The 22,378-nt window shown below is 67.6% G+C and carries 22 protein-coding genes; 9 read left to right on the top strand and 13 right to left on the bottom strand.

The window, feature by feature from the left end:
• Positions 1–27 precede the first annotated feature (27 nt).
• Positions 28–726: a hemerythrin domain-containing protein gene (locus tag A5779_RS03675; RefSeq protein WP_236734632.1), complete on the top strand. Its 699-nt coding sequence runs from the start codon at positions 28–30 to the stop codon at positions 724–726.
• Here A5779_RS03675 and A5779_RS03670 read toward each other — a convergent pair.
• Positions 674–4,042: an ATP-binding protein gene (locus A5779_RS03670; RefSeq protein ID WP_064879063.1), complete on the bottom strand. Its 3,369-nt coding sequence runs from the start codon at positions 4,040–4,042 to the stop codon at positions 674–676. The two genes, A5779_RS03675 and A5779_RS03670, sit on opposite strands and share 53 nt — an antisense overlap.
• 48 nt (positions 4,043–4,090) lie before the next feature.
• Here A5779_RS03670 and crcB (A5779_RS03665) point away from each other — a divergent pair, with 48 nt between their 5' ends.
• The 6 genes from crcB (A5779_RS03665) to mbtN are packed head-to-tail and all read left to right on the top strand — an operon-like array spanning position 4,091 to position 8,997.
• Positions 4,091–4,489, top strand: a complete 399-nt coding sequence (gene crcB, locus A5779_RS03665) for a fluoride efflux transporter CrcB (RefSeq protein ID WP_055112339.1) — start codon at positions 4,091–4,093, stop codon at positions 4,487–4,489.
• Positions 4,486–4,854 carry a fluoride efflux transporter CrcB gene (crcB, locus tag A5779_RS03660; protein ID WP_064879061.1) on the top strand — a complete coding sequence of 123 codons (369 nt, stop codon included), beginning with the start codon at positions 4,486–4,488 and terminating at the stop codon, positions 4,852–4,854. The genes crcB (A5779_RS03665) and crcB (A5779_RS03660) overlap by 4 nt, the downstream gene beginning before the upstream one ends.
• Positions 4,851–5,924 carry a putative PII-like signaling protein gene (locus A5779_RS03655; RefSeq protein ID WP_110776843.1) on the top strand — a complete coding sequence of 358 codons (1,074 nt, stop codon included), beginning with the start codon at positions 4,851–4,853 and terminating at the stop codon, positions 5,922–5,924. The genes crcB (A5779_RS03660) and A5779_RS03655 overlap by 4 nt, the downstream gene beginning before the upstream one ends.
• Positions 5,925–5,984: 60 nt before the next feature.
• The gene (locus tag A5779_RS03650) at positions 5,985–6,254 is read left to right on the top strand and encodes a mycobactin biosynthesis acyl carrier protein MbtL (protein ID WP_055112333.1); all 270 of its coding nucleotides are present in this window, start codon (positions 5,985–5,987) and stop codon (positions 6,252–6,254) included.
• A gap of 5 nt (positions 6,255–6,259) precedes the next feature.
• Positions 6,260–7,825 (top strand): long-chain-fatty acid--ACP ligase MbtM, encoded by a 1,566-nt coding sequence (mbtM, locus tag A5779_RS03645; RefSeq protein WP_236734636.1) that lies wholly within the window; start codon positions 6,260–6,262, stop codon positions 7,823–7,825.
• A complete protein-coding gene (gene mbtN / locus A5779_RS03640) occupies positions 7,822–8,997 on the top strand; it encodes a mycobactin biosynthesis acyl-ACP dehydrogenase MbtN (RefSeq protein WP_064879053.1) in 1,176 nt (391 codons plus the stop codon). The genes mbtM and mbtN overlap by 4 nt, the downstream gene beginning before the upstream one ends.
• Positions 8,998–9,025: 28 nt before the next feature.
• On the opposite strand, the gene A5779_RS03635 is transcribed toward mbtN, so the two are convergent.
• Positions 9,026–9,676 (bottom strand): GNAT family N-acetyltransferase, encoded by a 651-nt coding sequence (locus A5779_RS03635; RefSeq protein ID WP_064879050.1) that lies wholly within the window; start codon positions 9,674–9,676, stop codon positions 9,026–9,028.
• 85 nt (positions 9,677–9,761) lie between these two features.
• On the bottom strand, positions 9,762–10,121 hold the full coding sequence (locus A5779_RS03630) for a DUF488 domain-containing protein (protein ID WP_064879048.1): 360 nt from the start codon (positions 10,119–10,121) through the stop codon (positions 9,762–9,764).
• A gap of 20 nt (positions 10,122–10,141) precedes the next feature.
• On the opposite strand from A5779_RS03630, the gene A5779_RS03625 reads away from it, so the two are divergent.
• Positions 10,142–10,342, top strand: a complete 201-nt coding sequence (locus A5779_RS03625) for a hypothetical protein (RefSeq protein ID WP_064879044.1) — start codon at positions 10,142–10,144, stop codon at positions 10,340–10,342.
• Between the two features lie 11 nt (positions 10,343–10,353).
• On the opposite strand, the gene A5779_RS03620 is transcribed toward A5779_RS03625, so the two are convergent.
• The 4 genes from A5779_RS03620 to A5779_RS03605 all read right to left on the bottom strand — a co-directional run bounded on the left by A5779_RS03620 (position 10,354) and on the right by A5779_RS03605 (position 15,532).
• Positions 10,354–12,972 (bottom strand): helix-turn-helix transcriptional regulator, encoded by a 2,619-nt coding sequence (locus A5779_RS03620; RefSeq protein ID WP_064879041.1) that lies wholly within the window; start codon positions 12,970–12,972, stop codon positions 10,354–10,356.
• Positions 12,973–13,117: 145 nt separating this feature from the next.
• The gene (gene nagA, locus A5779_RS03615) at positions 13,118–14,263 is read right to left on the bottom strand and encodes an N-acetylglucosamine-6-phosphate deacetylase (RefSeq protein ID WP_064879039.1); all 1,146 of its coding nucleotides are present in this window, start codon (positions 14,261–14,263) and stop codon (positions 13,118–13,120) included.
• Positions 14,264–15,049 carry a glucosamine-6-phosphate deaminase gene (gene nagB / locus A5779_RS03610; RefSeq protein ID WP_064879037.1) on the bottom strand — a complete coding sequence of 262 codons (786 nt, stop codon included), beginning with the start codon at positions 15,047–15,049 and terminating at the stop codon, positions 14,264–14,266.
• Between the two features lie 12 nt (positions 15,050–15,061).
• Positions 15,062–15,532: a PTS sugar transporter subunit IIA gene (locus A5779_RS03605; RefSeq protein ID WP_064879035.1), complete on the bottom strand. Its 471-nt coding sequence runs from the start codon at positions 15,530–15,532 to the stop codon at positions 15,062–15,064.
• 135 nt (positions 15,533–15,667) lie between these two features.
• Here A5779_RS03605 and A5779_RS03600 point away from each other — a divergent pair, with 135 nt between their 5' ends.
• Positions 15,668–17,257 carry a PTS transporter subunit EIIC gene (locus tag A5779_RS03600; RefSeq protein WP_064879032.1) on the top strand — a complete coding sequence of 530 codons (1,590 nt, stop codon included), beginning with the start codon at positions 15,668–15,670 and terminating at the stop codon, positions 17,255–17,257.
• Between the two features lie 26 nt (positions 17,258–17,283).
• On the opposite strand, the gene A5779_RS03595 is transcribed toward A5779_RS03600, so the two are convergent.
• The 6 genes from A5779_RS03595 to A5779_RS03570 all read right to left on the bottom strand — a co-directional run bounded on the left by A5779_RS03595 (position 17,284) and on the right by A5779_RS03570 (position 22,248).
• Positions 17,284–17,727: a hypothetical protein gene (locus A5779_RS03595; RefSeq protein ID WP_064879029.1), complete on the bottom strand. Its 444-nt coding sequence runs from the start codon at positions 17,725–17,727 to the stop codon at positions 17,284–17,286.
• Positions 17,724–18,374 carry a hypothetical protein gene (locus A5779_RS03590; RefSeq protein ID WP_236734631.1) on the bottom strand — a complete coding sequence of 217 codons (651 nt, stop codon included), beginning with the start codon at positions 18,372–18,374 and terminating at the stop codon, positions 17,724–17,726. The genes A5779_RS03595 and A5779_RS03590 overlap by 4 nt, the downstream gene beginning before the upstream one ends.
• Positions 18,375–18,487: 113 nt before the next feature.
• Positions 18,488–19,042 carry a chorismate mutase gene (locus A5779_RS03585; RefSeq protein WP_064879026.1) on the bottom strand — a complete coding sequence of 185 codons (555 nt, stop codon included), beginning with the start codon at positions 19,040–19,042 and terminating at the stop codon, positions 18,488–18,490.
• Positions 19,042–20,076: an LmeA family phospholipid-binding protein gene (locus A5779_RS03580; protein WP_064879024.1), complete on the bottom strand. Its 1,035-nt coding sequence runs from the start codon at positions 20,074–20,076 to the stop codon at positions 19,042–19,044. The genes A5779_RS03585 and A5779_RS03580 overlap by 1 nt, the downstream gene beginning before the upstream one ends.
• 62 nt (positions 20,077–20,138) lie before the next feature.
• Positions 20,139–21,305 carry a hypothetical protein gene (locus A5779_RS03575; protein WP_064879021.1) on the bottom strand — a complete coding sequence of 389 codons (1,167 nt, stop codon included), beginning with the start codon at positions 21,303–21,305 and terminating at the stop codon, positions 20,139–20,141.
• Positions 21,298–22,248, bottom strand: a complete 951-nt coding sequence (locus A5779_RS03570; protein WP_064879147.1) for a metal-dependent hydrolase — start codon at positions 22,246–22,248, stop codon at positions 21,298–21,300. The genes A5779_RS03575 and A5779_RS03570 overlap by 8 nt, the downstream gene beginning before the upstream one ends.
• Positions 22,249–22,378: the final 130 nt, after the last annotated feature.

Below are 22,378 nucleotides of genomic sequence, written 5' to 3'. Positions count from 1 at the left end.
CAAGTGTGGCCCGGCAACGTGGCTGCCGTGAACACTCCGATGCAACCCACACGACTCGTCAACGTCACCGCGCGGCGTCCCGGCGATCCCGAGCCCGACCTCCTCGGTATCAGCCTTGCGCACCGCGCCATGGTCACCGACGTCGGCCGCGCCGCAACTTTGACCTCGGCTTTCGCGGATGGAGGGATGACGTGCACGCCCCGACGCGCTCGTGCGGTCGCCCGGTACGTGAACCTGCTGTGCGACTCGGTTCATCACCACCACACGACAGAGGACCAGATCCTGTGGCCGGTAATCGAAGCCTCCGCGGGCGGGAGTGTCGACCTGACCGAGCTGACCGAGGACCACGCGGCGCTCGAGCCGCGGTTGGACCGGTTGCGCGCGCTGGCGGTCGGGTTCCGGCTGAATGTCGGCGATAAGGCGTCAGCGGCGCCGCTGGCCGCCGGCCTCACCGAGCTGCACGCACTGCTGCACGAACACATTGCCGACGAAGAACGAGAGATCTTCCCGGTGATCCGGCAGTACGTGTCTGTCGACGACTGGGCCGCCGTCGAAAAGGCAGCCCAACGGAGCGGGCGGATGTCGTTCGACGGACCACGCACCGTAGCGGTGATGACCGAGCAAGAGCGCGTCGCACTGTCCGAAACAGTAAGTCCGATACTGCTCGCGCTGATCACCGTGTTGTCGGTGCGCCACCGGCGATTCGACCGTCGGGTGTTCGGCTGAGCACGCGTGCGGCGTCCGCCCCGAGACGCTGGCGGAGCGCAGCGGCATCGGCGCGGTAACGGCGCGCCTGCTCAGCGTCGCCGGTCAGTTCGGCGACGGCGGCCAGCGCCTCGTCGACGGGTCCGGTGAGCAGGGTGCCGTTGTCGAGCCCAGCCATCCGACCGGAGTAAGGCAGCAGCTCCTCGGCAGTCGCCTTGGCGACCGCCTCGTCACCGATCGCCGCCGACGCGTGTGCGCGCAGGGTGGTCATCGCCAGCCAGTAGTAGGACCGCTCCACCGGCTCGCGCTGGGCCCAGACCTGTTGTGCTTCATCGGTTCTTCCCGAGGCCAGCAACGCCAGGACCACCGCGTCGGTAACCGCCTTCGACACCATGTTGTGAATGGCGAGCAACTCGTCCGCCAGCGGGGCGAGGTCGTTACGGAACAGAGCCCCCGTCAACCGTCCGACGACTGCCATCAACGCGCCGTTGGGCGCTCCGTGTTCTGACAACTGAGCGGCCGCCGCAGCGTAGCGCCGCTCCCCCTCGTCGGGCCGGCCCGCCAGCACCGTCAACTGCGCCTCGAACACGTCGAGCACGCCCAGTAGGTAACCCAACTGGCCTGTACCTGCCCGCGCCACAGCGAGATCGACGCGATCCAACGCGGCAGCCAAGTCCGAGCGGCCCGCCGCGGACAGGAACAGCAGCCACTGCGCGACCGCCTCGTAGTCGACCGCGCCGCACTCCTGCGCCACCGTGAGCAGTTCAGCGGCCATTGTTTCCCGTTCGGCGGCGAGGTCGGGGCCGAGCGCGGCGAAGGCACGGGCGTTGAGCGCCGCGCACAGCAACCTGCCGTAGGCGTCGGGAGTCTCGGCGTGCGCCGCACGTGCCAACGCCAACGCCTCCGAACTCGCCTGCAATGCGGCGGGCGTATCCGCACCCTCCAGCTCGGCGAACAACGTCGACAACAGTCGCGCCCGCACCGGAACCGGATGATCGCGGGCCAGTGCCCGCCGAAGCGGCACCACGATGTCCTCATCGGCTGCGTCGGTGACCCGGAGCCGCCACACCAGCGGGGCATCCCACAGGGTGAGCGCGCCCACGGTCAACACGTCGTTGCCCACTGTCAGTGCCAACGTCCGCTTCTGTTCGTCGCGTGCCGAAACGACATCGCCGGCCCGCGCCAGCGCCGCGACCAGGCCACAACGCGCGAGAACCGCCCGCTCCAGCATGTTCGGCTGCGGGCCTGCGGGCCGGACTCCGGCGAGATCCAGCATCCGAACAGTCGCCCGCCACTGCCGCACCGATTCCGCCGGTGCGCCGACCGAATCGGCCTCACGGGCCGCGGACATCGCGAAATCAGCTGCTGCACTTGCTGTGTCGGGTGTCGCTGCGGCCACGGCGTGATAGGCGAGCGAGGAGGAATCCGCTGAACTTCCCGGCCGGCGCAGCAGACCGAGGGCCGCAGCGTGCAGCCGGGTCCGGCGCAGGATGGACATGTCGTCGTAGATCGTGTCGCGGATCAAGGCATGGGCAAACCTGGCCCGGCCCGGCGCCGGTTCGTCGAGAAGCCCGGCCAGCACAGCCGGTTCGAGAGCGTCGAGTAGATCCTCTGAGTTGCCTTGCGCGAGATCGCCGAGAAGGTCGAGGTCCACGTCGCGACCGAGCACCGCAGCCTGACGCAGTGCCGTGGCTGTCGGTGCGGGCAACCGGGCAAGTCTGCGCCGCAACACATCACGTACCCCGACCGGCACGCCGCCCTTGCCTGCTTCCACGCCCTCGGCAACCATCAACCGGGCCAGTTCCCGGATGAACAGCGGATTGCCGCCGGTCCGCTCACGCAGGAGTCGCAGCATCTCGCCCGATAGCGCCGAAAGGCCGTACTCGGCAGCCAGTTCCGCAGTGGCCGACTCGTCCAGGCCCGCCAGTTCGAGGTGGACGGCGGCGTGGTTGGCCAGCGCCGCGCGGGCCGCCTCCAGCTCCGGCCCCAATTCGGAGGACCGGTAGGTACCGACGATCAGCACGCGATGACCACCGAGTCGATCGGTCACGAAGCGCAGCAATTCCAGCGTCAGGCCATCGGTACGGTGCAGGTCATCCAGCACGACGACCAGCGGCCGGCGGGCCGATACCTGCCCGAGGAGGCCGGCGAGCGCCTGGGCCAACCAGAACGTGCCGCCGCTGTCGGCACTCGTGGTCCCGCCATCGTGCAACAACGGGCCCAACGCCGCGACCTGATCGGGTTCGCACGCGGCCACGAATTCACGGATGACCTCCGTCCACGCCCAACCCGGCGGTGCACCATCCACCTCCGGGCAGCGTCCCGAGGCCACCGCCCAGCCGGTCGCGCGTAGCCGCTCGGCGGCGGTATCGACAAGTGTGGTCTTGCCGGAGCCGACCTCGCCACCGACCCACAACACGCGACCACCTTCGCGCTCAACCGTTTCCGCGGTCCGTGCGATCGCCGCCAGTTCAGTGGTCCGCCCACACGACCGTGGCGGCTTCCGCCCGACCCGCGGAATCGCGACCGGCCTCTCTGCCAGCGGGATCGGCTCAAGATGATCGGCCTGCTGCAGGATGTCGCGTTCCAGATCCCGCAGCGGACGCGCCGGTTCGAGCCCGAGGTCATCGACGAGGTGTTCACGGGTACGGCGTAAGACGTCCAGTGCTGCCGACTGATGACCGGTCCGGTACAACGCAGTCGCGAGCAACCCGGCGGCAACCTCCCGACCCGGGTGATCGCGGGCGAGGCGCTCCAGAACCCGCACGACGACTGCGTCGCGACCCAGCACGGACTGCGTCTGTGCATACGATTCGGTGGTGGCCAACCGCAATTCGGTCAGACGGGCCACTTCAGGGGCCGCCCACAGCGCATCGGCCGCCTCCGCATAGGGCTCACCCGACCAGCCCTCGAGCGCATCTTCGAGCAGTCGCGCCCGCTCGGCGGGTTCAGCTTCCTGCTCTGCCGCAGAAACTTTCGACTCGAAACGCCACACGTCGACGGCCTCGACCGGCAGCCGCAGACAGTATCCCGGGGCCGCGCTGACGATGACGCCGGCCACGGTACGCGGCTCGCGCCACGGCTCGAGCACGCGACGGAGATGCGAGATGTAGGCCTGTAGCGACGACAACACTTTCGGTGGGGGCTCCCCCTCCCACAGGTCGTCGATGAGCCTGTCGACCGACACCACCTCGCCGTGTGCGGATACCAACCGCGCCAACACCGATCGCTGCCTGCGGCCGCCGAGTTCCACCGGCTCGCCGGCCACCCACGCCCGGATCGGCCCCAGCGCAGCCACCCGCACCGCGGAAAGTGCGGAATTATCCGGGGCCGTCATAGTGAGCCGACGATAGCTGTCGGGCCGGCGACCGACATACTTTGCATCATGACCCGTCACGACGGCCGCGAACTCGCCGCAGTTTTCGTCGGCGGCGCGCTGGGCACCCTCGCCCGCGCAGGACTGGCGGTGCTCGCGGCACCCGAACCCGGACACTGGCCGTGGCCGACGTTCATCGTGAACATTCTCGGCGCGTTTCTGCTCGGCTACTTCACCACGCGACTGCTGGAGCGGCTGCCGGTGTCCAGTTACCGCAGGCCACTGTTGGGTACTGGCGTGTGCGGCGGGCTGACCACCTTTTCCACGATGCAGGTCGAGACGGTCACGATGCTCGAACACGGCAACTGGGCATTGGCCGCGGGATACACCGCCGCCAGCATCGCCGCCGGTCTGCTGGCAGTGGCGATCGCGACCGCGATGGTGCGTCGGGCGGCGGTGCGCCGATGACAACCGTGATGGTGTGGACCGGCGTGCTGCTCCTTGGCGGCGCCGGAGCGGTCTGCCGCTTCCTGTTGGACCGTGCGGTGTCCGCACGGCACACCCGCGGCTTCCCGTTCGGCACCTTGGCCGTCAACCTCAGCGGCGCCTTTCTGCTCGGCTTCCTCGGCGGACTGGCCCTGGACCGGCACGCCGCGCTATTGGCCGGCACCGCATTCGTCGGCTCCTACACAACGTTCTCCACCTGGATGCTGGAAACCCAACGGCTGGGTGAGGAGCGCCGGATCTGGCCCGCAGTCGGCAACATCGCTGTCAGCGTGGCGCTCGGCCTGACCGCGGCATGGCTGGGCATGTCGCTCGGGAGCCACCTGTGACCACCACCGACTACCTCAAGCTGACCGCGTACTTCGCCGAACGGTCGCGTCACGAGCACCGCTTCGTCGCCGACGCGCTCTTGGATCTGTACGGCGGCAGCGACATCGCGATCAGCGTGATGCTGCGCGGGATCTCCAGCTTCGGTCCGCACCATCACCTGCGTACCGACGAGACGTTGACGGCCTCGGAAGATCCGCCGATCACCATCGCGGCGGTCGATGCCGCCGACAAGATCTCCGCGCTTGCCGAGCAGACCGTCGATCTCATTCCCCGCGGTCTGATCACCCTCGAACGGGCCCAGCTGATCCGGCGTGAGTCGCCCGCGCCGACCGTGACCGATACCTGCAAGCTGACGGTGTACGTCGGCCGCCATCACCGGGTCGGTGGAGTTCCGGCCTACCGTGCGGTGTGCGATCTGCTGCACCGGCGCGGCTTCGCGGGGGCCACCGTGTTCCTCGGTGTCGACGGCACCGCACACGGCCAGCGTCGACGCGCGGCGTTCTTCAGCCGAAACACCGACGTGCCGCTGATGATCATCGGCCTCGGAACTGGCGCGCAGGTGAACGCCGTACTCGGTGAGCTCACGGAACTTCTGGCGAACAATCCGCTGCTCACCGTCGAGCGGGCGCAACTGTGCAAGCGGGGCGGGCAGTTGCTGACCCGCCCGGCCGAACTTCCTGCCACCGACGCGCAGGGCCGACAGCTGTGGCAGAAGCTGATGGTGCACACGTCGGAGACCGCACACCACGACGGGGTGCCCATCCACCGGGCGATCGTCCGCAGGCTGATGCAGACCGGTGCCGCCGGCGGCGCCACCGTGCTGCGCGCGGTGTGGGGTTTCAGCGACGACGACAAGCCGCACGGTGACCGGCTGTTTCAGTTCGGACGTCAGGTGCCGGTGACGACGATCGTGGTGGACACCCCGGAACGGATCGCCGGCGCCTTCGAGATCATCGACGAACTCACCCGCGAGCATGGTGTGATCAGCGCCGAGATGGTGCCCTCGGCGACTGTCGTCGATGCCGGCCGGCGCTTCGGTGGCACCGATCTGGCGCGCTTCAGTTACTAATCCCACAGCGGGCTTGGTAAGGCTAGCCTAGCTTTCCTTCGCCGTGTACCGTGCGACCCCATGCAGTCGACAACACCCGAAGCGGTCAGCGCCGCCCTCACCGAGATCCTTCGCGACGACATGAACGTCGATGTCCGCCGGGTGACCAGGGAATCCCGGCTCGTCGACGACGCCGGTCTGGATTCGGTGGCGTTCGCCGTCGGCATGGTGGCGATCGAGGACAAGCTCGGGGTCGTCCTGTCCGAAGAAGACCTGCTCAGCTGCGACACCGTCGGAGACCTCGAGGCGGCCATCCTGGCGAAAGTGCCTGCCGCGCAGAGCAGCCAGTGAGCGTGTTGGCCACGGCGCTCGCCGCGTCTCTGAGCGCGAGCGACGCCGATCTGGTGATGTACGACCAGGAGACCCGCACCTGGACCCGCCACCCGTGGGCGCAGATGTATGCCCGTGCCGAGAACGTCGCCGAGCAGATCGGTCACGACGGTTCGACGGCGGTCGGCGTGGTGGGTGAACCCACCGCCGAAGGCATCGCGACGGTGCTCGGCGCCCTCCTTTCCGGCGCCGCCCTTTCGGTCCTGCCCGGTCCCGTCCGGGGCGCAGACGCCGCACAGTGGGCGCAATCCACGCTCAAGCGGTTCACCGACATCGGCGTGGGCACCGTGTTCAGCCACGGTGACTACCTGAATCTGCTGGAGAAGGCCGAGCCTTCCGTGGCCATCCATGACGACACCGCGGTGGCGCACGATCGACGCTCCACAACGCTGCCGCTGGGAACCGGCCCGTGCGCGGTCCTGCAAGGCACGGCGGGTTCCACCGGAACCCCACGCACCGCTCAGATGTCCCCCTCAGCGGTACTGGCCAATCTGAACGGGCTGGCCGAGCGGATCAGCCTGTCGCCCAGCGATATCGGTTGCTCCTGGCTGCCGCTGTACCACGACATGGGCCTGACCTTCCTGCTCACCGGGGCGATCCGCGGCATCGAGGTATGGCAGGCGCCGACCGCAGCGTTCGCGGCCTCACCGTTCAGCTGGGTGCGGTGGCTCACCGAGAGCCGCGCCACGCTGACCGCCGCACCGAACATGGCCTACGGGCTGATCGGCAAGTACTCCAGGCGGCTGACCGATCTCGACCTGTCAGCCCTGCGATTCGCCCTCAATGGCGGCGAGCCGGTGGACTGTGAGGCGACGAGCCGGTTCGGCACCGAACTGGCCCGCTTCGGCTTCAACCCCGGGGCCCTGTCCCCGTCCTACGGCATGGCCGAATCATCCTGTGCCGTCACGGTTCCGGTTCCCGGGCGCGGAGTGGTGATCGACGAGATCACCGTCACCACCGATGCGGGTTCCAACCGGCAGCAGCTGGCGGTCCTCGGTGAGGCGATTGCCGGGATGGAGGTGCGTCTGCGCCCCAGTGACGACAACGCCGGCATCGTCGACCGCGAGGTGGGCGAGGTCGAGATCCGCGGCACCTCGATGATGTCGGGCTACCTCGGCCAGGAACCCCTGAATTCCGGCGACTGGTTCGCCACCGGCGATCTGGGCTACTTCGTCGACGGTGGGCTGGTGGTGTGCGGCCGCACCAAGGAACTGATCACCGTGGCCGGACGCAACATCTTCCCCACCGAGATCGAGCGGGTTGCCGCCCAGGTCAAAGGTGTTCGCGAGGGCGCGGTGGTAGCGGTGGGCGCCGGCGAAAAGGCAGTCCGGTCCGGCCTGGTGATCGCCGCGGAGTTCCGTGGCGCCGACGAGGCCGGAGCCCGCAGCCAGGTCATCCAACAGGTGGCCTCCGAATGCGGCATCGTGCCCGCTGACGTGGTGTTCCTGACACCGGGCTCACTCCCCCGCACCTCCTCGGGCAAGCTGCGCCGCCTGGAGGTCAAACGACAACTGGAGGAAGCGAAGTCATGACCGCTACTGTGCCCACGCCGGCGCCGGCCACCACCTCCCTCGACGAGTACCGCGATCTGCTGGATCGGGTGTTCGACGATCAGGTCAAGGCATGGACCGCCGAAGCCGAAGAAACCGAACGCTTTCCGCGCGCGCTCATCGAACACCTCGGTCGCAACGGGGTGTTCACCGAGAAGTGGGGTGACGGTCAGCAGCCCGACGTGGCCAAGCTGATCGAGTTGGCCTTCGCGCTGGGCCGCAACGGTTCCTCGGGCATCGGCGTGGGCGTCAGCCTGCACGATTCGGCCATCGCGTTGCTACGCCGGTTCGGCAAGTCCGATCACCTCCGCACCATCTGCGAACAAGCCGTCCGCGGCGAGGCCGTGCTGTGCATCGCCGCCTCGGAAGAATCCGGCGGTTCGGATCTGCAGATCGTGGAGACCGAAGTCCGCACGGCCCGAGACGGTTTCGAGATCAAGGGCATCAAGAAGTTCGTCTCGCTGTCCCCGGTCGCCGATCACATCATGGTGGTGGCCCGCAACGTCGACCACGACCCGACGAGCAGGCACGGCAACGTCGTCGTCATCGCCGTCCCGACTTCACAGGTCGAGGTGCAGACCCCCTACCGCAAGGTCGGCAACGGTCCCCTGGACACCGCCGCGGTGCACATCGACACCTGGGTGCCGGCCGACCATCTGGTGGCCCGCGCTGGGACCGGGCTCGCCGCGATCTCCTGGGGCCTGGCCCATGAACGGATGTCGATTTCCGGGCAGGTGGCCTCCGGTGCACAACGGATCCTCGGAATCACGTTGGCACGCATGATGAAACGTCGTCAGTTCGGTCACACGCTCTTTGAGCACCAGGCGCTGCGGATGCGGATGGCCGATCTGCAGGCGCGGGTCGACATGCTTCGGTACGCCCTGGCCGGGGTGGCCCTCCAGGGCAAGCTCGACCTCCGCGCCGCCGCGGCCTTCAAGGTGACCGCGGCACGACTGGGCGAAGAGGTCGCGTCGGAGTGCATGCACATCTTCGGCGGCTCCGGCTATCTCGTCGACGAGACCCCGCTGGGCAAGTGGTGGCGCGACATGAAGCTGGCCCGGGTCGGCGGCGGCACCGATGAGGTGCTGTGGGAGCTGGTGGCCGCGGCCATGAAGCCCGACTACGATGGCTACGCCGAATTCGCCGGAGCGTGAATTCGCCGGAGCCTCAAAGGTTCCGGAGCTACCCGGCGGCGCCGAAGGCGTCGTCGGGTGTACGCGGCAGCGCATAGAGGGCCATGCGACGGTTCGACATCTCGTGCTCGCCCAGGAATTCACACCCCGCCCACTCACACAGCCGGCGAGCGCCGGTGTTGCGATGGTCCGGGTCGAACATGACCCGCCGGCAGTCCGGGTCTAGTTCGAACACACTGGCCACGATGCGCGGCAACAGGATCGGGCCCATGCCGCGGTTGACGAATCTGAGATCAGCGATCGCAGCGTGCATGCCGATGTCGTGCGGGTCGGCGGCATAGCGGGGCGCGATGGAATCCTTGGCCGCCCGATACAACTCGACGTAGCCGGCAGGCTTTCCGCGGAAGCTCGCGATCAACGGCCGCGAGTACTGCCCGTCCAGCTGGGCCTGCAGATAGCGCCGCCACCGCTCGGGGGCCCAGTCGTACTCCCAGGCTTCGACCAGATGCGGACGGTTCATCCACTCCGAGATCAACTCGGCGTCAGCGTCGGCGTCGGCCGGCCGGATGTCATACGGCTCGGCCAGAACCGGGATGGGCGCCGCGTCGACGGCGCGTACCTCGTCGGTGATGTCGGTCAGCTCGCGTTTGAGCACGGGGGCCCCTGGCAAGTCGGCCACGTCGGTATCGATATCGCTCATTTGAGCGCCGAGCCTACCGTAGCGAGTGAGGGTAGGTTTACCTTCCTCCCGAGCGCCGGTTGGTCCGCCGGACCGGTGGGCCTGCTCAGGCGAGGAGCTTGGCCAGCACCGTCAGATGGCTGAGTTCGACCTCGCGGGTGGCGGTCACCAACGTGACCGGGCCCTGGCCCACCAGCGTGCGCAGCTCGTCGAAGGCCGCGGACTCCTCACCGGACTGCAGCTCCTCGGTGTAGCGGGCGGCGAAGTCGTCGTAACGCTCGCGCTTGTGGTCGTACCAGTGCCGCAGTTCTGTGGACGGGGCCACCGCGGGCAGCCAATGACCCACCCGCGGATCGGTTTTCTTCATGCCCCGGGGCCACAGCCGGTCGACCAGAACCCGCTTCCCCTCATCGGGTTCGGGCTCCTCATACACGCGGGCCAACCGCACACGGTTCTTCGCGGCCATGCCGTGCCATGGTAGTTGGCATGAGCCTCGATCGGGTCGAAGATCTACAGCGCTGGCAGGATTCCGGCGCCCACTGGCGCGTACTGACCCGCACTGCGGACAGCCTCACGATCTCCTTGCTGCGCTGTGACGGAGGTGAGGAAGTGGACCGGTTCACCTCCTCCGACCCGCGACTCCTCGCATTCGTCGGCGCCCGCACCGCGAGCGACGACGACACCTGAGACCGGCAACGTCACACCGCCGGACCGAAGCGCGCCAACCGGGCCAGATGATCGCGGTCCTCGACGCCGAGCTTGGCGAACATGCGGTACAGATGACCATCGACGGTGCGCACGGACAGGCACAGCCGGCCCGCGATCTGCCGGTTGCTCAGCCCCACCCCGACCAGGTCGGCGATCTCCCACTCCCGATGCGTGAGCGGCAGCGGGTCGCCGGCACAGCGCAGCGCCGGAGTGCGCGCCCCGGTCTGGCCCGCCAGCCACAGCGCCCTGGCCGCGGATTCCAGTTCACTGCCGCGGCAGCCTGCCTCGGCGTACATCCTGGCTGCGTCGGCGGCGGCGTCGGCGGTGAGCACCAACGCACCCAGCGCCTCGAACCGATCCGCCGCCGCGATGAGCAACGCGGGATCATGCCGTGTCAGACCGAGACTGTGCGCCCCGACGGCTTCCGCCACCCGGGTGCCGCGCCGCCGCGCCAACTGCTGAATCCGCTCGTGCCCCGACGAGTCCCCGAATCTCAGTGCGGTGTGCAGGGCCGTCAGCTCGACGGCGTCCATCCCGCTCGCCGCGGCGATGTCTGCCGCCGCTACCGCGTGTGCGATGGCCGGGCCCGTCTCGCCCGTCGCGGCCGCAGCCCACGCGCGGCCCAGCTCCAACTCAGGCCGGAACACATCGCGTGGCCCGGCTGCGGCGGCCTCGGCACGCACCAGGGCTGCAGCCGCCGCAACACCGTCGCCACGCATTCCCTCAGCTTGGGCCAGGCAGGCGACGACAACCATCAGCCACCCCGGCGGCAGGCCCTGCGGGGTGGCCCACACCGCCGTCTGCAACGCATCACAGGCTGAAGCCAGGCGGCCGCGGGCCAGCTCCACCCTCCCCTGCAGTGCGGTGCCGATGGCCTCGGCCTGCGGCGAGCCGGCCGCCTTCTCGACGTAGGCATCGCAAATGCCGTGCGCCTTGTCCAGCTCGACATCGCCCAGGGCCGCCGACACCCGAGCGAAGACGAACCAGTACCGCGGCGAGCCCGACACACAATGTTCGGCCGCGAGCTCACCCGCATGCGCCACCGCGACGGCCTCGTCCGACCGCCCGGACAAGGCCAACGCGCTCGACGTGGCCAGCGCGGCCCATACCGTCGCCGTCGGCGGCACCTTCTGGTCCAGTACTGCGGTGCCCAGCGCGATCGCCTTCTCCAGCTCACCGGTGTGGAAGGCGAAAACCGCCTCCATCGCGGCCACCAGGGTCACCGTCTGCGGGCAGTGCAGCTGTTCGCGGAGCGTCGAGAGCACCTCATGCGCCGCGTCCGGGCGGGCGCATCCGAAGAACAGATTCGATGCCCGCAGACAACCCCACCGGGCCAGCATCGCTTCGTCGTCGGGATCCGGCACCGACCGGGCCAACAGTTGCTCGGCCTGCTCGCCCCGGCCCTGCCAACTCATCGCGTCGGCCAGGACGATCACCGCGGGCATCCCGGCACCGTGATCCACCGCGTACCGCGCAAGCTCTTCTCCGAGAGTCAGATTGGACATGGTGACCGCGCTGGCCGCGGCATCGGCGATGACGTCCGGATCCGCCGGGACATCGCCTCCCACCATGAATCGAGCCAGCTGGATACGACCGCGCACGTCCGGCACCGCTCCGTTGCCCGGTGATTGAAGGTGTGCCGCCAGCAGCGACGCCAACTGCGTGTTGATCTGCCGGGTTCGGATTTTCGAGCATCGTTCGCGTGCAACCTCACCGATGAGCGGATGGCCGGGTTGCACCAGGGTGCAGGCCGCATCGTTGAGCACCTGGATCGCTCCGCGCCGTTCCACGCTGGCGATCGCGTCGAGGTCGCAGACTGCTGCCAGCACATCGAAGTCGAGGACCTCGGCGGTGGACACCATGTCGACCACATCCCGCTCGTTCGGTGTGAGCGTGTCGAATCGTGAATTGATCAGGGCGTGCAGGTCTGCGCTGGCCCGCAGCGGCCCGCACAGCCGCCACCGGCCCTCGTCGCGTACGAACGCCTCGTCGCCGAGAGCCGCATTGACCACGCCCCGCAGGTAGAGCGGACTGCCGGAGGAGAACTGGTGTAGTTCACCGACCGCGCGTGGGTCGACATCACCGTGCAGCACCGCTGCGATCAATTCGGCGGTCTGCGCCCGGGTGAAGGGCTCCAGGTCCAACCGCAGCAGCAGCTGTTCCTTCCACAACGCGGTCACCGCATCGGATGTGGGCACCCGGTTCTGGATGGTGACGATGAGTTTCGCCGCGCCGTGCACCGCCAGCTGCTGGACCAGTAGTGCCGACAGCTGATCGAGGTGCTGAGCATCGTCGACCACGATGACCAGATCGGGTTCGGCGGCCAGCGCCTCATGCGCCGCGGCGAGCATCACCGTTGGGTCATGCGCGTCCGTCAAGGTGAGTGCGTGCAGAAATGCCCCGAGCGGTACCGCCTGCCCGGTTTCGGTGCCCAGGACAAACCGCACCTGGCGCCCGTCGGCCTCCATTTGCTCGGCAAGTACCCGGGCCAACGCCGACTTCCCCACGCCTGCCCCGCCCGCCAGCACCACACCACGGAAGTCGCCACGCAACGCCTGCGCGGCTTCGCGCAGTTCAGCATCCCGTGCGACGAATGGCCAGTCGGACAAAAACGACCCCTAGGTACTCGCGCCGTACCCGGCTGACGGTACGCCGGTACTGGAATATGTAACGGTTATCCACGGCGGGCGCAACACGAATCTTTGCCTCAGGAAACAGTTCTCGGGTTTCCCGGCAGCTGGGCCCGGTAAATCGCTACTCCGCCGGTTCAAGCTCCCATACACCCCGCCGCAAGACCCCGGTGACCGACAGATCCGGATCCAGCACCACGAGATCGGCTGCGGCTCCGGGGATCAGATCGCCGGCGGGCAGTCGCAGCGCCCGAGCCGGGTTCAGCGAGGCCTGACGGGCGACGAGCAACAACGCATCGTCGCGGTCCAAACCGCAATGGGCCATGGCGAATCGGACCACCCGATCCATGGTCGCGGTGCTGCCGGCGACCGTATCCGTCCCTCCGACACGGGCGACCCCGTCCGCCACGTCGACCGGCACGGGCCCCAACTGGTAGCGACCGTCGGGCATGCCGGTGGCCGCCATCGCATCGGTGATCAACGAGGCGCGATCCGGCCCGACGGTGCGCGTGACGTGTCGGTAGATGGCCGGATCGAGATGAACGCCGTCGGTGATGAGTTCGACGGTGACAGCCGGATCCTCGATCAGCGCGATCACCGGGCCCGGCTCTCGCCGGTCGACCGGACGCATCGCGTTGAAAAGATGGGTGCCCACCGTGGCGCCGGCCGCAATCGCTGCGCGGGTCTGTTCGTAGGTGGCCTCGGTATGGCCGACAGCCACCACCACGCCGGCGTCGACGAACTGCCGGATCGCGGCCGGCGCACCGGGACGCTCCGGAGCGATGGTCACCATCCTGATCGTTCCCGCCGCGGCGGCCAGCAACCGGTCGATCTCGGCCGGGTCCGGGTCCCGCATGAGCGCGGGTTGATGAGCACCGCACCGCACGGTCGACAGCCACGGACCTTCGAGGTGTATGCCGTCGATCAGTCCGGCGCGGACATCCGCCGCCAGTGCGCCGACCTCGTGCAGCAGGTCGTCGGGGCTCGCGGTGACCAGCGAGGCGATCATGGTGGTGGTGCCGTGGCGACGGTGCAGCGCCACGGCGGCCGACGTATCGGCCGTCGAGGCGGCCGAGAAACTGCCCCCGCCACCGCCGTGGGAATGGGTGTCGACGAAACCCGGCATCACAGTCACCGCACCCAGTTCGCGATCGGCACTTCGGGGCGGGCGACCCGCTCCCACCGCCGTCACCTTCCCGCCCGACAGGTCGATCCACCCCGGCCGTAACAGTTCTGCGCCCGCAATGAGCGTGTCGGCAGTCAGCAGCACTCAGATGCCCTGCCAATCCGGTTTCGCGAGGTAGGTCTCGCGGTAGTAGTCGATGAGCTGAAGCCGCTGCGCCGCAGCGTCGTCCAGCAGAACCGTGACGTGCGGATGGTGCTGCAGGATGGTGGCCGGCCACATGGCGGTCACGGCGCCCTCGACGAGGTGGTGCACCGCCTCGGCCTTCCTGCGACCGAGGGCCACCAGGATGACGTGCCGGGCCGCCATGATGGTGGCCAACCCCTGGGTGAGGCAGTGTGTCGGCACCGCATCGAGGTCGTCCCCGAAGAACCGGGCATTGTCGACGCGGGTCTGGCGGGTCAGCGTCTTGATCCGGGTGCGCGAGGCCAGCGAGGACCCGGGTTCGTTGAAGGCGATGTGCCCGTCGGTGCCGATACCGACGACCTGCAAATCGACGCCGCCGGCAGTGCGGATGGCCGCCTCGTATGCCGCGCACGCCGCCGGGATGTCGTCGGCCAGGCCGTCAGGGCCCTGCACCGCCCCGGGGGCGAAGTCGACGCGCGAGACGAACACGGTGTCGATGACATTGCGGTAGCGCTCAGGATGATCGACGGGCAGGCCCACGTATTCGTCGAGGGTGAATCCCCTGGCGTGCCGGAACGAGATCTGTCCCGCAGCGCACCGGGCGGCGAGTTCGTCGTAGACCGCCAGCGGCGACGACCCGGTGGCAAGGCCCAGGACGGCGTTCGGTTTACGGTCGAGCAGCCCGCCGAACGCGTCGGCGGCCACCCTGCCGATCTCGTCGGCATCGGCCAGGATGATGACTTCCATCTACTCGACCATCTACTTGGCCGCAGTAAAAAGTTCTGCGCCCGACGGGATATCGGCTCCGGCCGCGACCGGCCCGGCCACTGTCACATTGCCGGGTTCACGTTCGTCCATGACCACTACGGGGACAATGGGATTGAGACCCTTCGCCTCGACTGCGGGCACGTCGTAGGTGATCACCACCTGACCGGCGGCAACATCCTCTCCCTGGCTGACGTGGGCGGTGAAGCCCTCGCCGTTCATAGCGACGGTATCCAGCCCGAGGTGCACCAGCACACCGACGCCCTCGGCCGTCATGATGACGTAGGCATGCGGCATCAGTTTCAGCAACTTGCCGCTGACCGGCGCGATTGCGTCGATCACGCCGCGCGGCGGATCGACCGCGGCACCGTAGCCGACCATGCCCGCCGAGAACACGGGATCCGGAACATCCTGGAGTGCTACCGCGCGCCCGGCGACGGGGGCGAGTACTCGCGTCAAGCTCACTGTGGTGACTCCTTCTGTGGTGTCCCAACAATACGAGGGCGGCCGGAAGACGGCCGCGAGTTCACGGGTTCTCGTCTAAGCTTCCGCACAGCTTTACGGCGGTTCGCGCCGGGTGGCCAGGAGGACGGTGGTGCGATGAGCGGTACGACGAAACCTGAAGGTGCACAGGAGAAGTCCGGTCTGCGCATACCTGCTTTCGCGCAACTGCAACGGCTCGGCAAGAGCCTCATGCTGCCCATCGCCGTGTTGCCCGCCGCGGGCATCCTGCTACGGCTCGGCCAACCCGATCTGCTGGGCCGGATCGACTCCCCCGTCATCGGCGCGTTCTTCAAGGCGATGAGCGCGGCCGGCGACGCCCTGTTCACCAATCTGCCCCTGCTCTTCGCCGTCGGTGTCGCGATCGGCTTCGCCCGAAAGGCCGACGGCTCGACGGCGCTGGCCGCGGTGGTCGGATACCTGGTGATGGCCGCGGTCTTCAAGACCATGTCCCCCATCGTGCTGGCCGGCGAGGTGGACAAGGCCGGTGACCAGGCTCAGATCAACTACAGCGTGTTCGCCGGGATCGTAGTGGGTCTGGTGACGGCCTGGCTGTTCGACCGGTACCACACCATCCAATTACCGTCGTATCTCGGCTTTTTCGGAGGGCGACGGTTCGTACCGATCGTGGTGTCCCTGGCCAGTTTGTTCATCGCCTTCCTGATGAGTTACTTCTATCCGATCTTCGATGCGGGGCTGACCGGCCTCGGCCGGTTCATCGGCGGGAGCGGCGCGTTGGGCGCGTTCGTCTACGGATTCGCAAACCGCATGCTGATTCCTCTGGGTCTGCACCATATTCCGAACTCATACGTGTGGTTCCTCTACGGCGACTACCAGACTCCGGACGGCACCGTGGTCACCGGCGAACTCACCCGGTTCGCTGCCGGCGACCCGACCGCCGGCATTCTCACGTCCGGGTTCTACCCCGTCCTGATGTTCGGCCTCCCTGCGGCGGCATTGGCGATGATCCTCGCCGCGAACAAGAAGCAACGCAAGGTCGCGGTCGGCATCCTGTCGGCGGCGGCCCTCACCGCATTTCTGACCGGGGTGACCGAACCGCTCGAGTTCGCGTTCATGTTCGTGGCGTTCCCGCTCTACGTCATCCACGCGGTCCTGACCGGACTGTCCCTGGCGATCGCCTACCTGCTCGACATCCACCTGGGCTTCTCGTTCTCGGCCGGGCTACTCGACCTGCTGCTCTACGGCGGTGCTCCGGCTGCGAAGAACATCTGGCTGCTCATCGCCATGGGGGCGGTGTTCTCGGTCATCTATTTCGTGCTGTTCTACGTCGCGATCACGAAATGGAACATGCGCACGCCGGGCCGTGAACCCGACGCCGAGTTCGAGGCCGAGGAACAGGCGAATCTCGGTGAGGGAGCCGATGCCGCCGCTGCCGGCGGGGCCGGCGATCCGGTCGCCGCCGGCGGTTCCGGCACCCTCACCGCACCCGCGCGGGCCGACACTCAGGCCGAGCAGATCATCGCCGCCTTCGGGGGCCGGGAGAACCTCGTCAATGTCGATGCCTGCATCACCCGGCTCCGCATGGAGGTCGCCGACAAGAGCAAGGTCGACCAGGACCGGTTGAAGGCCCTCGGCGCCGCAGGCGTCATCGAGGTGGGCAACAGCGTTCAGGCGGTCTTCGGCACAAGCTCCGAGACGCTGAAGAACGCCATCGTGGACAGTCTCTAGCTCTCAGTCTGTACCCCTCCGGCACCTCACACCGACAGCAACCGGTTGAAGAAATCGCGGTAACGCGTCAACGCGAGGCGGAGATCCTCGGTGGAGGCCTCCTCGCCGCGAGACCACTGCGCCTCGAGCCGGGACCGGGTGTCGGCGAAACTTGCGGTGAGCTCCTCGACGACTTCCGCCACAAGGTTGTCCGCTTTCTGGACAGACTCTTTCGGGTCGTCGACGAACGCCGCCTGAACGTCATTCCAGCGCGAGTGCAGTCCGGACCGATGCTCGTCGGCGAACAGCAGCGTGTTGTCGTCGTGCACCGGCTCGGCCTGGCCAGTGCCTGAATCTGCCGCGGGAGCGGGCCGTGTCTTATCGGCGGCGCGGGTCTCGGATACCTCCGCGTCCTCTCGTACCCCCGCGCCTCCCGGCACCTCCGCGTCGCGCGGCGGGGCGGTTGCCGCTTGTTCGTCGTGAGTGGTCATGCTCGCGCCTCCTTCGTCGAATCCGTGCCGGTTTGGTTCGTGCCGGTTTCACCCTCGGCTGGGGCGCCGTGCTCGCTCTGGGCCACGTGTTCGGCAGCCTGCGTATCGCGCCCGGAGCGCGTTTCGGGCCCCGCATGCGATTCCGGTGCATTGCCGACCAACTGCTCGAAGAGCGCGCGATAGTGCACGAGGGCCTCACGTTGCGCCTCGGTACCGATCTCCCCCTGATCCTGAGCAAGGTGCAGGATGTGCGCGGCACGGTAGTGCTCGACCACCTTGGGATGGTCGACCGAGATGTCAGCAGCACGCTGCTCGAAATCGTCTATCGGATAACCACGTTCCCGCATCACCTCGGTCACCAGGCGATCTGCCTCGCCTACCGATTTGGATGGGTTGTCGACGAACCCGGCCTGGGTCACCCCCCACGCCTCGACGTACCGGGTCCGGGATTCCGGCGACAACTCGTTGATCTTCAGCTTGTTGTGTTTGCGTTCGCGCGCAAGCAGTTCCCGCTCCGCTGCACGCTGGCCGCCCGCTTTTTCGACGGCGTGCTCATACTCCGGCCCGAACTGTTCCCTGAGCCGCTCACTGCGCTTCTGACGCATCATCGACGCGCCGACGACCACCGCGAGCAGCACGATGATCACGACGACTGCGGCGATGACGATCCAACTCCATGTAGGCATTTCCTGAACCTCCTGCGGCCAGGGATACCCGCCCACGGTCTACAGAAACGTCAATAGTGGGCTGTGCGCGGTAGTCAGCGGCAATAAGAGCTGGTGGCGTGGTCCAGCGCGCGCCGATACAACGGGTCGAAATTTCGCGCCGCGGCCACGCTCTCGACTGCGCTCACCAGGTCTGCCCGGCAGGCCGGTGAATGCAGGACCGGCCACTGGTCGGCGATCTCGTCGACCATCGTGTGGTTGAGTCCGTCGATCGTCGTCCTCGACGCGGCCAGGTCGGGTGCAGTCACCGGCGCGGTCGCCGGATCCAGTTTCCATTGCGAGAACAGGCCGTACTCCACGGCGACGGTCGCGTCGATCTGATCCCGGAACACGTCACGCACGTAGGCCGGGTCGAGGTGGCGGCTGTCGGCCTCGGCGGTCGTGGCCTCGATGACCTGTTGTTCGCGTTTCGGGTCCTCGATCAGTCCACCGGTACGGAACTTGTTGGCGGCCACCGGGTCCGCCGTCTGCAGTCGCTGCGCGGCGGCATCGACGAGCGGCTGCAGCGGGCTGGGTTCCTGCGCCCGGGCCGGCGGCGCGATGGACAGAGCCATCAGTATCAGCGCTCCGGCCGCCGCGATTCGGAACATCAGAGCTTCGCGAAGCAGGCGTCGTCAGAACCGTCGTTGGGAATGGACGCGTTCTGACTGGAGAACTTGCCGACCACTCCGGTGTCGGTCACCAAGACGCTGTCGGCGTGGATCCCTAGCGGGTAGGCGTCGTTGAGCTTCGTCATCAGAGCGTCGAGCGCCGTCTGCACGGTCTCCTTCTCGAACGGACCACTGACGTCGGTGATCTGCAGGTCCAGGTTTCCGTCGTTCACCACGGGCTTGGCGGTCACCTTGGTGTCCCCCACCGCCTCCATGGTGATGGTGCCCGCAGCGGGGTCCGTGCTCACATCGGTCACCAAAGAGCCGACGCCCGGCAGGTTCTCGGCCACCGTGTCCTTGATCCCGGCCGCCGTCCAGGTCAATGTGGCGTTCAACGATCCGATGGTGCCCTTGGAGTCCGAGGTGCCCTGCAACCTGATGTCGGACAGCGCCACATCCGCGGTCATCCCCTTGGCGGCCTGCACCTGTTTGCCGCCGGTCTCCACGGAGATGTTGGTGTAGTGCCCGGTGATGTGCTGCCACAGGAACGGCGGGTTCACCCCGAAAGAAACCGAGGCGTTGTCCTCCACCACACATTCGGCGACCGAGACGAGCAGGGAGCTCGCCTTGTGACGGGCGAACAGTTCGCCGCCGGTCAGCCCGATCACCACCAGGGACACCGCGATGACGACGATGAGGATTATCGCCTGCGGACTACGCCATTGCGACGAGCGTTTCGCCGGTTGTGGCTCCTCCGGTGCAGCAGGCGGCTTGGTCGGCGGTGGTCCCGCCGGCCGGGCCGCCGCCGGTGGGCGGGGCTTTGTGATCTTCTCGGTCGCGGCTTCAGGGGGCTGACGGCGCGCCCGGATCTGCTCGGTCGCAGGCTCGGGCGGCTGAGGACGGGCCCGGAGCTGCTCCGTCGGCGCCTCGGGCCGGCCGGGACGAGGCAGCCGCCGGGTGGCCGGGTCGGGCGGCGGCACAGGGCCCCGGCCTCGCCGGCCGGGTTCGCCGGGGCGTTGCGGCGGTGTCGGCATCACCGCAATTCTGCCTCATCACCTACTGCGTCAGACGTGTGGCACGCCTGTGGGTTCGCTCCTCATTCCTGGTTCGCTGCCACCGCCGGCGCCACCGCGTCCGGCTTTTGTTGCAGGTCAGCAGGATTTGCAGTGGCCGCTGCCGAAATCGACAGAGCCGCGGTCACCAGGCAGGCCACTGTGTACCAGAGGCTCCCGGTGGGGTCGCCCGCAGCGGTGAGGCCGTCGACAGCGCCGAAGTAGGCCGGCAGGGCCGTCAGCCACAGGACGGTCATGACGGCCAGGTACACCGCCGCGTAGCGCAGGATGAGCGGATTGGAGTACCGCACGGTCGCAGGATCGCGGTCCTTGCGCAGGCTCGACCATTGACCGAACAGCACCGGGATCGCCACCAGGACGAGCACCACGAGTTCGGCGGCGTAGATGAACCCACCGACCGTGGTACTCCCCGAGATCGACGTACCCACGGTGGCCGGCAGGGGCAGCACGGCGGTTCCGATCGAAGCCAGGACACCGACGACGATGGTGCGTCCCACGATCTGCAGCCCGGTGAAGGTCTTGCCGTCCTGGACGTGCCGGCCGACGAACAGCTGCACACAGAACGCCAGCGACATCGGCCACAGCGCAGCGAACACCACGACGCTGGGCAGCGGTACCGAATCGAAGAACGGCTGGTTCATCGGATGATCCAGCGTCCACTCCCACCACCGGAGCTGCGGCCCGATGTGGTCGAAGATCTCGTAGAACGCGTGGTGGACGAACCCGACGCAAATCGCACCGATGAGCACACCGCGGCGGCGGAAGACCCCGAGGATCCGGACGATCTCGTAGGCCACCGTCGCCATCATCGGATAGATCGCGACGATGTAGAGCGGCAGCCGGCCCCACAGGAAGTCGACGGTGAACACGTTGTGCGCGAACATCGTGTCGACGTGCTCGGCGATCCCGAATGCGCCGGGGAAATACAGCGGCGGTTCGATGATCAGCAGGTACGCGATGGCGCCGAACCAGAGCACCAGGTTGGTCGGATCGTTGTGCCGGCGCAGCCGCACGATTGCGTACACCAGGGCCAGCACCGCCCCGACGATCACGGTGAGCTCGAGCACCGGCAGCGTCCAGTTCTCCAGCCCGAACGGGTTGCGGAACTCGACCAGACCGCCTGCGGTGTCACATGAAAAGCCCAGGCGCTGCGCCAAACCCGAGAATGTCGGAGTACACAGATCAGACATCGGCCGTGCTCGCTTTCTGCGCCGTGGCATCACCTGCGGTGTACCACTGGGTGACCTCGTAGCCGTCCTCGTAGCGCTGGAACCACTCGTCGGCCAATGCCGGCAGTTTCTCGTGGGCCGGATTGTGGCCCGGGACCTGGCTGCGCACGACACCGGTCAGGGCGGTCAGCATCTCGCGCACCGGCAGATGCGCGAACGCGTTCGCGACCGGCCCGTCATACGGGGTCTTGGTGAACGGAAGCTTTTGCAGCAGAGCCTTTCTCCGCGCCTGCATACCGAACATCGACACCGCGTCGATCTGGCGCTCTTCCAGCGGAACGTGCTTGTTGAAGCCTTCGGTGGCGATCTTGAGCACCGCCCAGACGTGTTTGAAGATCGACGGCGCGACCCGCATCCGGTACCACGGATCGTCGGCCACCGCGTCATAGATGATCAACGCCGAGCTGCGGTGCTCGACCTCTTCGACGAAGTGCCACAGGAACAGTGAGGCCACCCGGTCGTCCCCCGGAGCGAACAGCGTGTCGTCATGGTCGAGCATCAGCTTGAACACCGGGGTGAACGTCGCCTCCAGGTCGGCGGTGTAGGCCAGCCGGTATTTCAGCGGCGTCTCGGCAGTCAGGTCGTCGAATGCCTTGACCACGTCGTCGAGGGTCTCCTTGAGACCCGGGTAGGTCTTGATCAGGCCCTTGGCGTGCTGGCGGTGGGCCATCGCGTGCTGGCCCTCCTGCCGGACGAAGGCCTGAGCCTCCTCGGCCACCTCCGGGTCGGTGATGAATGGCATGGCCTCGGTGATCATGTGGCCGATCATCTTCTCGAAGGCAATGGCCAGGAACGACACCGCGTTGGCCATCGACGAGAACGCCGGGTTGGTCTCGTTCCACAGGAAGGGGACGCGGTGGTCCGCGAACGCGAACCTCATCTTCCGCACGATCAGATCCGTCATCGGTGCCACCTCAGCTCGTCCAAAGTAATCATACAAACAACGCCGTCTTTGTATGATTACTACACGCGGCTGCGGCCCGTCAACGGCGGGTGGCGATATCCTGCAGGAATGTGGCTGGCCAGGAATCCGG

The sequence above is a fragment of the Mycolicibacterium peregrinum genome, from assembly GCF_001665625.1.
Lineage (GTDB): Bacteria > Actinomycetota > Actinomycetes > Mycobacteriales > Mycobacteriaceae > Mycobacterium > Mycobacterium peregrinum_B.
The sequence above is the reverse complement of the archived record's forward strand: the minus strand, read 5'-3'. Positions and strand labels throughout refer to the sequence as shown.